At 67.0% G+C, this 13,437-nt stretch carries 3 protein-coding genes; all 3 read left to right on the top strand.

The genetic code is table 11. The annotated features are described in order from the left end of the window. Positions 1-319: 319 nt before the first annotated feature. From AX725_RS07350 to AX725_RS07360, 3 genes are read left to right on the top strand one after another with little or no spacing between them, the layout of a single operon-like run. A complete protein-coding gene (locus tag AX725_RS07350; RefSeq protein WP_231733285.1) occupies positions 320-2,080 on the top strand; it encodes a ShlB/FhaC/HecB family hemolysin secretion/activation protein in 1,761 nt (586 codons plus the stop codon). Further along, positions 2,080-10,338, top strand: coding sequence for a beta strand repeat-containing protein (locus AX725_RS21630; RefSeq protein ID WP_066114758.1), 8,259 nt, complete (start codon positions 2,080-2,082; stop codon positions 10,336-10,338). The genes AX725_RS07350 and AX725_RS21630 overlap by 1 nt, the downstream gene beginning before the upstream one ends. Beyond that, positions 10,335-13,421 (top strand): CHAT domain-containing protein, encoded by a 3,087-nt coding sequence (locus AX725_RS07360; RefSeq protein ID WP_060978891.1) that lies wholly within the window; start codon positions 10,335-10,337, stop codon positions 13,419-13,421. Before AX725_RS21630 ends, AX725_RS07360 begins: the two co-directional genes overlap by 4 nt. Positions 13,422-13,437 lie beyond the last annotated feature (16 nt).

Raw genomic sequence — 13,437 nt, forward strand, 5'->3', positions numbered from 1 at the left:
GCCGCCGTCCCGTCACGGAACATTCGCCCGACGCGTGGCCAGACCGGCCTTTCCGGCAAATTGCTTAACAAAATCAATCACCGATACATTTTTACTGGTCCGCTCAGAGCGATGGCAGCAAGCATATGTTAAGTCTGGATAATTTTCTTGGCAAAAGGCATTTGCGGGTTGCCCCCGGAATGAGGCTGCGTTAAGACTTAGCCCAAGGTCGCCCGGGAAAACGCCAGTGGAATAACTGCGGCGTGATCCAGAATTCGGTCCGGGGTGATGGGTAGGGTCCGTTCTCCCCCGGTGTCCGCAAAGGCTACAGGGGGTGATCTTGGCGACCAGCTTTTTCCGCACACGACGGCCGATTCTCGGCACCGCGACCTGTGCCGGGCTGTTGTGGACGACGGCAGCGCACGCCCAGCAGGTCAATGTTCCGTCCCCGCCCACGCGTGAGGAAATCGAGCGTCCGGTGCAGCAGCGCGCCGAGCGTCCGGCGCGGCTGACCGTCGAAGGCGATATCGAGCGCGCGCCCTGCCCGCTGGCCGATCCTGCCTATGCCAATGTCAAGCTGACGCTCAGCGAGGCCCGCTTCAACAATCTGGGCCCGATTGCGCCGATCGAGCTGCGCCCGCTCTACGAACGCTATATCGGCACCGAACAGCCGGTCGCGGTGCTGTGCGAAATCCGCGATGCGGTTGCCACCAAGCTGCGCCGCGACGGCTATATCGCCGCCGTGCAGGTGCCCACCCAGCGCATCGACAATGGCGTGGTGCAGTTCGAGGTGCTCTATGCCAAGCTCACCCAGATCCGCGTGCGCGGCGATGCGGGCAATGGCGAAAAGCTGGTCGCCAGCTATCTCGAGCGGCTGACCGAAGGCACGGTGTTCAACCAGAAGCTGGCCGAACGCTATCTGCTGCTCGCGCGCGACCTGCCGGGCTATGACATCCGGCTGACGCTGGTGCCGGCGGGCACCGGCCCGGGCGAGCTGATCGGCGACGTCACGGTGCGGCGCACCCCGTTCGAGGTTGATCTCAACGTCCAGAACCTGGCCGCGCGCGATGCCGGCCCCTATGGCGCGCAGCTGCGAGCGCAATTCTATGGCCTGACCGGCATGGGCGACCGCACCTATGTCTCGGCCTATTCGACGCTCGATTTCCAGGAACAGCAGATCGTGCAGGCGGGTCACGAATTCCGCGTCGGATCGGAAGGCCTGACCCTGGCCGGGCGCTTCACCTATGCCTGGACCGAGCCCGACATCAACTTGCCTGCCGGGGTCGCCGCCAAGATCACCGCGACCACCCTGCTCGCCAGCGCCGAGGCGCGCTATCCGCTGCTGCGCAGCCAGGCCGGCTCGCTCTACAGCGCGGTGGGCCTGGATTATGTCGATCAGGACATCGATTTCATCGGCCCGCTGTCGCGCGACCGCATCCGCATCGCCTATGCCCAGCTGTCGGGCGAGGCGATCGACATGGCGAATGGCGCCTCGCCGCGCTGGCGCATGGCCGGGCTGCTCGAATTCCGCCAGGGCCTGTCCATCCTTGGTGCGAGCGATCCATGCAATTTCGTCTGCGCGCTGGTGCGTACCCCGACCACGCGCGGCGACGGCGACCCGACCTCGACTCTGATCCGCGGCGAACTCTCCGCCGAGGCGGCGCTGGGCGACCAGGGCTCGATCTTCATCCGCGGCCGAGGCCAGCTCGCCTTCGATCCGGTGCTCAGCTTCGAGGAATATTCGGGCGGCAACTTCACCATCGGGCGCGGCTATGATCCGGGCACGATCGTCGGCGACGATGGCGTCGGCTTCCAGGCCGAGCTGCGCGGGCCGCAGATCAGCCCGATCAAGGATGTCGATTTCTCGTTCCAGCCCTTTGCCTTCATGGATGTCGCCTGGACCTGGGACGATGGCCGCCCCGGCGATCCGCAGCGGCTGAGCTCGGTCGGCATCGGTGCACGCGCACGGCTGAGCGACCGGTTCCGGCTCGATGTCACCGTCGCGGTGCCGACCGACGCCGCCGGCCTGCGCACCGACACGCCCGATCCGCGCATCCTGTTCACCCTCACCACCCTGCTTCTGCCCTGGGGAGCCCGATAATGGCCCATGACCGCACCCTGACCGCCCGCCGCATCCTGCTGGCCAAGGCGACTTCCGCGATGGCGCTTGCCACCGGGCTGGCCATCGGCACGGCGGGGCCCGCCTTTGCCCAGGTAGCACCAGGCGGCGGCGCGTTCGAGGGGACGCCCACGGTGGTATCGGGCGGGGTGAACATCACGCGCGGCACGGGCACCGACAATATCCGCGTCGATACCAACCAGGCGGTGATCAACTGGACCACCAACGACACCGCGATCGGCGGCGGCGTCATCAACTTCCTGCCCAACGGCCGGACCGCCTTCTTCCGCAACAACCCCACAGCGCAGAACAATTTCACCGTTCTCAACCGCATCATCCCCACCGATCCCAGTCGCGCGATCGCGATGAACGGCACGATCATCAGCCAGCTGCAGACCGGGGCTGGCCTGGTCCAGGGCGGCAATGTCTGGTTCTACAGCCCCGGCGGGATCGTCATCGGATCGACCGGAGTGATCGATGTCGGCGGGTTGCTGCTGACCAGTCTCGACCCGGTGCGCGACGGCGCAGGCAATTTCATCGATGCAGGCGGCAGCTTCACCCTCGGCCCGGCGGCATCGGCGACCAGCTATGTGCAGATCGATCCGGGCGCGCTGGTTCAGGCGACACCTCAGAACAGCTATGTTGCGATGGTCTCGCCGATCATCCGTCAGCGAGGTACGGTCGACGTCAACGGATCGGCGCTGATGGTCGGTGCCGAGGCGGCGACGATCACCTTCGGCACGGGCGGACTGTTCGACATTCAGATCACCACCGGGACCAATGGCGACCCGGCGTCGAACGACCCCGTCAACGGCAATGCCGCTATCTTCCACGATGGCACGACCGCCGGACCGGTGAGCAGCGGCGCTGGAGACAATCACCGCATCTACATGGTGGCCGTTCCCAAGAACAACGCCATCTACAATCTGATCGGGGCAGGCAGCACTCTGGGCTTTGATGTGGCCGGTGCTGCCGATATCGTCGGCAACTCGATCGTCTTGTCGGCCGGGTACAACGTCTTCGGCGATACGATCGATACGAATGCCCCGGTGAATCCGGCCCAGCAGGCGCGATTCTTCATCGTCAATTCGAATGTCAACTCGGCCATGCAGGGGGCCGGATCAACCGAGATCATCGCCGACGCCATCGCCGGAAACCTGAATTTCGCCAGCAATCTGTCCCTGTATTCGGCGGGCGCTGCGAGGCTTTATGGGCGGAACGGCGGGATCGCCACCATTGCCGGCGATCTGCTGATCTCTGCAGATCGGGTGGGCACCATCGACGGCCAGTCTGTCACAGGTGGCGTGGCTCAGCTCTACGCGTTTGATGGCGGTACGGTCCGGGCGCTGCGCAATGTGAGCGTTTCGGCCAATGGCGAAGGTGCGGGCAATTTGAGTGGCGGCGCTGTTGGCGCCGGGACGGGCGGCATTGCCGATATCCGTTCCTATGGCAATTCGCTGCTGGATATCGTCGGCACGCTGACTGTCAGTGCGGACGGCCGCGCGGGCAGCAGCGGGAGCACCGGCACCACCGGTAACACGGGCACCGGCGGCACCGTCATCGTGAGTTCCGGCCGCAACTCCTCTGCCGATACCAATTCGACGATGCTGATTGGGGGCAACGTCCAGATCAGCGCCAATGGCTTTGGCAGCAGCAATTTCGGCAACGGCAATGGCGGCATCGGGCGGGGAGGATCGATCCAGATCGATTCCGGCGCGGGCAATGGCATTGCCAGCGCCAACAATGTCCTGACCATCAACGGCTCGATTCTCGGCAATGCGGACGGCTTTGGCGGCTCGGCTTTCAATCTGGGCACGGGCGGCGCTGGCATCGGCGGAAACAGCACGATCAATGCAGGCGTCGGCGGACGGATCAACGTCGCAGGCGATGCCACACTCACCGGATTCGGGTTCGGCGGCAATGCCGATGATGGCACCGGCAATGGTGGCAATGGCACCGGCGGACGCGCCACAGGCCAGATTTTCGGCAATGGTGGCGTGCTGAGCTTCGCTTCCAGGCTGACTTTGCAGGCAACCGGTGTCGGCGGCATCAGCGGCACCAGCGCAACCTCGGTCGGCGGCACGGGGCGCGGCGGCAATGCCACGCTCACGTTGTCGCCTGTCCAGAGCGGCGGCTCCATCACCGTACAAGGTCTGACCCAGATCGACGCGCTCGGCCTCGGCGGCGACGGCACCATCGGTGGCGATGGCCTTGGCGGAGCAAACGCAACCGGCGGAGGCGCGTTTGTCAGCGGACAGGGCGCTGGCACGATGACGCTGAATGGTGGCGTGCAGATCACGGCAGGCGGCGTCGGCGGCAGCGCGCAGCAGGCGGGCCTTGGTCGCAGCGGCAACGGCACCGGCGGCAGCGCGCAGATGATCGCCAACGGCAACAGCATCCTCAACATCACCGGTGATGTCGACATCAATGCCAATGGCGCCGCTTTCAGCTCTTCGCTGACCGGGGTCGATGGCGGCAACGGCACGGGCGGCAATGCGTCCATCTCGCAGAATGGCGGAGGCCAGATCACCATCACCGGCAATGCCTTCGTCGCTGCTACCGGCACGGGTGGTGACAATACGGGCGGCGGCGACGGCATTGCAGGCAACGGCCAAGGCGGCGATGTGCGCATCGCGGTCAACGATCGCTTGATCACCATCACCGGCAACGCATCGACCGATGCGCGAGGCTTTGGCGGTGCGAGCTTTGGCGGTCTTCGCGGCGGCAACGGGACCGGCGGGCTTGCCAATCTGGGTGCCGGCGCGGGCACGCTCTCGATCGGGGGCATCGGTACGACCAATGCCGATGGCACCGGCGGAAGCGCGATCAGCGGCAACGGATCGGGGGGCATCGGCACCGGCGGCCAGGCGATCATCGGATCGATCCTGGGCGGCATCATCCAGATCGGCAGCACCGCCGAACTGAGCGCACAGGGCTTTGGCGGCCAAGGCTCGGGCGTTGGCACCTCGGGCGGCGTTGGCGATGGCGGCGATGCGCAGATCTTCGCGCAGACCAACGGTAGGGTCACCGTGACCGGCGAGACCAACATGAACGCGTCCGCGTTCGGCGGATCGGGCGCTGCAGGCGGCAATAGCGGAGCGGCGACCGGCGGCTTTGCCAATATCCTCTCGCTGGGCAATGGCCAGATCGCGCTCAGCCAGAATGTATTCATGTCGGCGCAGGGCCTGAGCGGCGTCGTACGTGACGGCGCAGGCAATTCGGGCGCCGCGACCGGCGGTTCGGCGATCGTCGAATCGCGCGATAGCGGCGGAAACATCACAATTTCGGCCAATCTCGTCGCTGATGCGATCGGGGATTCGGGCTCTGCATTTACCGGTACCATCGGCGATGCGTTGGGGGGCACCGTAGCGGTTCAGGCGCAATCGGGCTCGATCAGCATCCTGGGCACGACCTCGCTGGATGCCAGCGCCTTTGGCGGCGACAGCCTGCTGACCGGCAATGGCGGCAATGCCACCGGCGGCCGCACCGCAGCGGTGGTGTTCGGCACCGGCGGCGGCCAGATGGTCTTCGGCAACGCGCTGACCCTGGCGGCAAACGGCATCGGCGGATCGGCACAGAGCGGCAATGGCGGCGCGGGCACGGGCGGCCTGAGCGAAACCGGCACGATCGGGGTGATCGGCAGCTTCAATTTCGGCGGCCTTATCTCGATGGTCGCCAATGGCACCGGCGGCAATGCGCTGGTGGCGGGCAATGGTGGTGCCGGTGCCGGCGGTACCTCGCGCATCGGCGCGAACGAGAGCAACATGACCGGCGGCGACATGTTCGTCGCGGCTGTGGCGCGTGGCGGCGACGGCGCGCTGGGCGGACGCGGCGGCGATGCGACGGGGGGCCTCGCTACCCTGATCTCCGGCGGCAGCCAGGCCACCCGGCTGCTCGATTTCGACAATGTGACGCTGCTTGCCGACGCCTTTGGCGGCGCGGGCGGCGCTGGGGCCAATGGCACGGTCGGCGGCGCGGGCGGCGCGGGCGGCAATGCCACGGGCGGGCAGACCCAGGCCATCGGCACGGCGCGCGGCGGCCAGCTCGACATCCTGACTCTGCAGGTGTCGATGAACGGCTTTGGCGGCGCAGGCGGCGCGGGCGGCACGGGATCTGCCGGCCTTGGCGGTAATGGCGGCGCTGGCGGCATCGGCACCGGCGGCAACACGCAGATCGGCACGGTCAGCAGCACGATCACCACCGGCCCCAATCCAACGCCGACCGGCTTCATGGTGATGACCGATGCCTCGCTTCAGGCCAATGGCTTTGGCGGCGCTGGCGGCGATGGCGGCGTCGGCACCACCGGCAACGGCAATGGCGGCAATGGTGGGCTGGGTGATGGCGGCGATATCTTCTTCGCCACGCGCGGATCGCTGACCCGGGTCAATAACCTTACCATGCTGGCCAATGCTGATGGCGGCAATGGTGGCGGGGGGGCGCTTGCCGGCAATGGCGGCAATGCGATCGGCGGCGTGATCGGTCTGGAAAGCACCGAGCAGTTCCAGGCACCCACCAACCGCGGCACCCTGATCGCGAACGACATCATCGCGATTGCCAGGGGCACGGGGGGAACCGGTGCCATCAGCGGCACGACCACCCAGGAGACGGGGTCGTTCGTCCGCGCGGTCAATGGCGACCTGACGGCCAACAGTCTGGTGTTCAACATCGGCAATGCCGGCGATGCGCCAGATCCGACCGGTATCGTCGAGGATTACATCCGGGTGACCGATGCAGCGGTAAACATCGCGAACAGCTTCACCTTCATTACACCGGGCCAGCTATCGGTTCTGGTCAACAATGGATCGGTCACGGCAGGTGGGTTCGGCTTGCAAGCGGGAAGCTTCGTCGCCGACACGGTGGTGACAAGCCCGACCAATATCGGCACGATCACGGCCAGTGCCATGGATCTGCGATCCGATGGCGCGATCATCGTCACCGCCAATCTGGCCACGCCCGGCAGCTTCACGGCCGTAGCGACTGGTACGATCAACCTTGGCAACATCAACGCTGGCGGCGTCATCGGCATGCAGGGCGCGGCGCTGCAGCTCGGCAACCTGACGTCCGGCAACCATGTCAATCTCACATCGACCTCGGGCGCGATCAATGCAGGCGTGATAACCGCCGCCAATTTTGTCGCCATGACGGCAGCAAATGGGCTGACCCTCTCTGCCGTGACCGCCACCAACGGTTATATCGACCTGCTGGTCAATGCCGGCAACATGACCATCGGCAACCTTGCGGCCGGCACGTTCATCGTGCTCGATACCCGGGCTGGCAACATGGTGCTGGGCGACATCAGCTCGGGCGAGGACACCGATATCGAAGCCGTCGGATCGGTTCAGTTCGGCAATGCCGTGACGGGGCTGGAATTCGCGATAGAGGCGCTCGGAAACATCACGGGCGGAAATGTCAACGCCTCCGGTGCGGTGCCGACGACGAGCTACAGCGTCGGCCTGCTGTCGCAGACCGGGAATATCCAGGTCGGCAACCTCACCGGCGCGCGCAATATCGGCTTCATCGCTGCCGGAACGATAACCGCCGGATCGCTGAGCAGCGGCGAGAATATCGTGGTTTTGGGCACCGGCGACATCGCCTTTGGCGGCCCTGTGACCACGGGCAGTGCGGCCAACCGCTATTTCTATGTCGGCAATGCCTCGATGGTCTCGGCTCTGGGACCGGATTTCGACCCGACGCCGCTATTTGCCCTCGCGCCCGTCCGCACGACGGGCGGCCTCGCCGTCAATGGCGGCGTTTCCTCGGGCAATGTCCGCGCAGGCGTCGGCACGGGGGCCAATTTCGGCGGGACCGTGACGGCGGCGACCGGCGGCATCGCGATCACCGCCAACAGCATCACGGCGCAGGCGATGAACGGGGCGCTCGGCGTCAACCTCACCACCACCAGCGGCGCGCTCGGCACCGGGGCGATCAGCGCCAGCGCGGGCAATATCGTGCTCACTTCTGCAGGCACGATCACCGCAGGCACGCTTGCAACCGGCACCGGCGCCAATCTGGCGGTCACGGTCGATGGCCAGGGCGCGGTCAGCATCGGCGGCGTGACCGCGACCGGCGCGGCGCAGCTGCGTTCGCGCGCGGCGAGCTTCACCTCGACCGGCGCGATCACGGCGGCGGCGGTCAGCATCAGCGGCACCGCAGCCACGCTGGCCAACGTCACCGCCACCACCGCCGGCATCACCATCGGCGCGACCGGCGGCAACCTGGCCTTTGGCGCGCTCAGTTCGGCCACCAATACCCAGTTCAACGTGACGGGATCGGTGACCGGCGGCGACATTACCGCAGGCACCTCGATCGGCACGATCGTCACCGGCAACATGACGCTGGGCAACCTGCGCACCACCGCCGCCGGCACGACCTCGACCGGGTTCAACATTGGCCTCGGCGCGGGCGGCACGATCACCACCGGCACGATCAACAGCTTCGGCCTGCTCGGCATCGGATCGGATGACGGCCAGGGCAATTTCGGCAACGCCACCAGCATCACCACCGGCGCGATCACCGCAGGCGGAACCGTGCTGGCGCGCGCCAACCAGGGCATCGTGACCGGCGCGATCAGCTCGACCAACGAGATCCGCGTTCGCGGCGCCAGCGTGACCACCGGCGCGCTCCAGGCGACTAATGCGGTGTTCGCCGCGGCGCTGAACGGCAATCTCAACACCGGCAACGTCACCACCGGCACCAACGCGCTGCTGCTCGCCTCGCAGGGCATCAGCACGGGCAGCATCGCCACCGGCACCAGCGGCACGACGCTGCTCGCCAGCAGCGCGGGCCTGGCGCCGACCGCCAACCTGTCGCAGATCGACCTCGCCGCCCTGCTCGCTGCCACCCCCACGCGCGTCGGCGGCAGCGTGTCGATCGGCGCGACGACGACCGGAACGCTGCTCGGCGCCTCGACCAGCACCTTCTCGGCCAACAGCACGATCACGGCAGGCACGCGGATCAGCCTGGACGTCGGCGGCACGGCGGTGTTCGGCGGGCTAGCGGCCGCTCCCACCATCGCGATCAGCTCGGGCGATATCGCCTTCTCGCAAGGCGGCGGCCTGGGCAATGCCAACACGGGCACGATCACGCTGACCGCCAATCGCAGCGGCGCGGTGGTCATCGGCGGCACGGGCGATAGCCAGTCGCAGCAGAGCGGCTACACGCTCGACGGCAGCGAGATTTCGCGAATCCGCGCGCAGGCCATCGTCATCAACGCGCCCAATGTCTCGTCGACCGGTACCGGCGTCGAGATTCGCGCGCTGACGATGAACGGGTCGAGCGCGTCGAGCGGCGTCAATCTCAACGGGTCCGAAGGCAGCCTGACGATCAACACTCCGGGGACCATCCGGGTCAACGGCAATGCCGTGTTCAACGCGATGGCGGCCACCAACCGCGTGTCGCTCAATGCGGGCCGCGTAGAGATCAACGCCGATACCGGCGGGCTCTTCCTCAACGGCAGCTCGCCGGGCGGCATCCTCTCGATCAACGCCAACAACATCCATGTCGCGAGCGCCTCGCTGCTCGAGCGGCTCGCGGAAAACGTCAATTTCGTCGGACGCGACACCGCGCTCGGCCTGCCGATCACCACCGCACGCCCCGATGGCGTGATCCAGGCCTCGAGCCTGAGGTTCACGGTGGGCAGCACGCTGCTGATCCAGAATACCGGTACCTCGCTGCTCAACGCCGGTTTCTTCGGCCGCGTCGGCAGCTTCCAAGTGACCCCGCGCAGTTCGCAGAGCCAGGGCACGCCCAACCTGATCGATCTGGTGATCTATGGCCAGCTGCTCGATACCGGCGATCTGGTGCGCAACGGCACCTCGGTGCGCGACCTGATCTTCCCGCGCTCGACGAGCAGCACCGGACAGGACAGCGGCGGCCCGAGCGGCTTTACCAGCACGTCCAGCGTCAACGGCTGTCTGCTGAGCGCCATCGCGTGCGGCGGGGGCGGCATTACCGAGACCGGTCCGACCGTGATCAGCCATGCCGGTCCGCCGCCACCGACCCCGGCGGCCGAGCGCGAGGCGCAGCAGGAACAGGAAGAAGCCGAAGCCGTCGCCGAAGAGGCCGCGCGTGGCGAGGCCGCTCCGCGCAAGCCGATCATGCCGCCGGTGACCATCGTCAACACCCGCCGCCTGGGCGTCGAGCCGATCATCGACGAGCCGGTGACCAGCGGCGGCAACCCCAATCTGCAGCTCGATGTGCCGCTTGCCGAAACCGTGCCCGATACCGGAGGACAGCCATGATCCGCCCCTCGTCCCTTCAGCCAGGCCTGGCCCGCGCGCTGCGGCATGGCGGCACGGCCCTGGTCGCTCTGGCGGCGGGGCTGAGCTCGCCCGCGCTCGCCCAGACGCAGGAATCGATCGCATTGCGTGACAGCTTCCGCGTCGGCTCGGCAGGCGTGCTGTGCACGGCACAATACCGCCCGACCGACCCGGCGCTGACCAGCATGTTCGATCGCGGCTACCGGGTGGTGTGCCGCGATGCCGCCAGCCCGGTGGCCTCGCTCTATGCGCTGCGCGGCGGCGAGGGCGACCGGTTGGCGCAGTATCTGGATGCAGCAAAGACCCGTCTGTCGTGCGGCGAGAAGCAGGTTACCGAGGTCGAGACTGCGGGCGGGGCGAGCGTGATCGAATGCAGCGATCCCAAGGCCGGGGTCGATTATCGCATCTATGCTGCCGTGCGCGGCGATACGGTCTTCGTTGCCGAAGGGCTTTCGGGTTATGATTCGGCGCTGAAGCTGGCGCTTGCGGCGCTGGTCACCGACCGCGCCGTGCCCGGCACCGTCGATGTCGCCACCACCCAGGTCAGCGATCCCGCCGCATTTGCGCGCATCCAGGCCGGCACGCTCGACGAGGAATCGGCGCGGGTCGAAGCCTATATCCGCAACAATTACGGCGCCTATGCCGAGTCCGCCGAATTTTTCGAAACACTCGCCGCGCGCGAACAGGGCGGCAGCGAGCGCAGCGCCGAGTTTCTGGCCAATCAGGCGCTGCAGCTGTCCAACATGGGCGATTTCGCCACCGCAGGCGCGCTGTTCGCGCGTGCTGATCGGCTGGTCGCCGCCAGCGATGGCGTCACCCAGCGGATGATCCGCAATTTCCGCGCGATCGATGCGATCAACCAGCGCAACCCGGCAGTAGCGCTCAAGGTGCTCGACCGGCAGGTGTCGATCGACACCGAGATGGTCGGCGAGACGCGGCTGTCGCAGGGCGAGATCACCAAGATGCTCGCCGATCAGATCAACCGCGAGAATGCAGGGCTCAAGCGGCTGGGCGGGGTCGATTCGAGCCTGACCGGGGCCGAGCGCGCGCAGATTCTCGACGGCCAGGCGCTGCTGCTGCGCGGCACCGCGCTCCGCCTGTCGGGCCAGAGCGATCAGGCGCTGACCGCGCTGCAACAGGGCATCGACACGATCGTCGCAGTGCGCAACGGCCGGATCAGCTCGACCGGATGGCTGCGCGCGGAGGTGGCGACGCAGCGCGCGCTGATCCAGGAATCGCGCGGCGATTTCGCAGGTGCGCGCACCGGGCTGACCGAGGCGCTCGACATCTACAAGCTCGAATATCCGCAATCGCCCGGCCTGCTCAGCGCCAAGGGACGCCTTGCCGCATTCCTCGCGCGACGCGGCGAGGCCGATGCCTCGATCGCGCTCTATGACGAGATCGTCGCCGAGGGAGAGGCCGTGCCGAGCGCGCGCGCCGCGATGAAGGAGATGCTGGCGCCCTATTTCGCCCAGCTCGCCGCGCGCGCCGACAACGATCCTTCGGTCGCAGCGCGCATGTTCACCGCCAGCCAGCTGCTCCAGCGCCCAGGCGTCGCACAGACCCAGGCAGTGCTCGCGCGCGAGCTGTCCGAAGGCAATGACGAAGCCTCGGCGCTGTTCCGCCTGGCGGTGACGCGCACCCGCGAGATCGCGCGCACCAGCGCCGAGATCCAGCGGCTCGAGGCGCTGCCCTCGCCCACGCCCGACGATGTCGCCGCGCTGGCCCTGGCGCGCGAATCGCTCACCACCCAGCAGAACGAGCAGACCGCGTTGCAATCGCGGCTCGGCCAATATTCGCAATATCGCGTGCTCTCGCCGAGCTCGGTGACGCTCGCCGAACTGCAGAAGCTGCTCGGGCCGCGCGAAGGCTATTACAAGGTCAGCTTTGTTGGGCAGACCGTCTATGGCCAGCTGATCACCGCAGACAGGGTGCGCACCGTCAGCATCGCGCTCACCCGCGCCGACCTTGACAAGGTGGTGGCCAAGCTGCGCGATTCGATCGTCGTCATCGAGAACGGTCAGCCGACCAACTATCCGTTCGACGTGGTCGAGGCGCGCAAGCTCTACGAGGCGCTGTTCCCCGGGCTCAAGCAGGATCTCGCTGCAATCGAGCATCTCGTCTACGAGCCCGATGGCGCGCTGCTGCAGCTGCCGCCCGGCCTGCTGGTCGAGGATCAGAAGGGCGTCGATGCCTATCTCGAGCGTTCGGCCGCGATCGACGCAGACCCGTTCGACTTTACCGGTGTCGCCTGGTTCGGGCGTGACCGCCGCTTCTCGATCGCGGTGTCGCCGCGCTCGTTCGCCGATGTGCGCACCATCGCGCCGGCGCGCGGCAAGCAAACCTATCTGGGCGTCGGCGAGAACGCTCCGCCGCCCGAGCGCATCCAGCTCGCCTCCGCGCAGCGCGATGCAGATTGCGAATGGCCGGTCGCCACCTGGATGGACCCGATTTCGCCCGCCGAGCTCAAGCTGGCGCAGAGCGTGCTGGGCGCGGGCCGCGCGAACGTGATAACGCAGCAAAGCTTCAGCGATACCGCGCTGCTGAACCGCGACGATCTCGATGACTACCGCATCCTGCACTTTGCGACGCACGGCCTGGTGACCGCACCGCGCCCCGAATGCCCGGCGCGCCCGGCGCTGGTGACCTCGTTCGGTGACGCGAGCTCGGACGGGCTGCTCAGCTTCAAGGAAATTTTTGACCTGAAGCTCGATGCCGACCTGGTCATCCTCTCCGCCTGCGACACCGCAGGGCTCGCCACCGTCTCGGCCTCGCGCGAAGCGGGGATCGAGACCGGGGGCAATTTCGCGCTCGACGGTCTGGTCCGCGCGTTCGTGGGCGCCGGAGCACGCTCGGTGCTGGCGAGCCACTGGCCGGTGCCGGACGACTTCAACGCGACCGAAAATCTGATCTCCTCGCTGTTCAAGGCGAGCCCCGGCACCGCGATGAACGAATCGCTCGCCAAGGCGCAGCGCGCAGCGATGGACGATCCGCTGACATCGCATCCCTATTACTGGGCGGCGTTCATCCTGCTCGGCGATGGCACCAAGCCTCTCGTGAAATAGCCCCGGACTGGTCAAG

Source organism: Blastomonas sp. CCH9-A1, from assembly GCF_001557175.1.
Classification (GTDB): Bacteria; Pseudomonadota; Alphaproteobacteria; order Sphingomonadales; family Sphingomonadaceae; genus Blastomonas; species Blastomonas delafieldii_A.

What these genes read in the sequence shown, in the direction of transcription:
- AX725_RS21630 (WP_066114758.1), top strand. Translation starts at nt 2,080, where the DNA reads ATGGCCCATGACCGCACCCTGACCGCCCGCCGCATCCTGCTGGCCAAG.
- AX725_RS07360 (WP_060978891.1), top strand. Translation starts at nt 10,335, where the DNA reads ATGATCCGCCCCTCGTCCCTTCAGCCAGGCCTGGCCCGCGCGCTGCGG.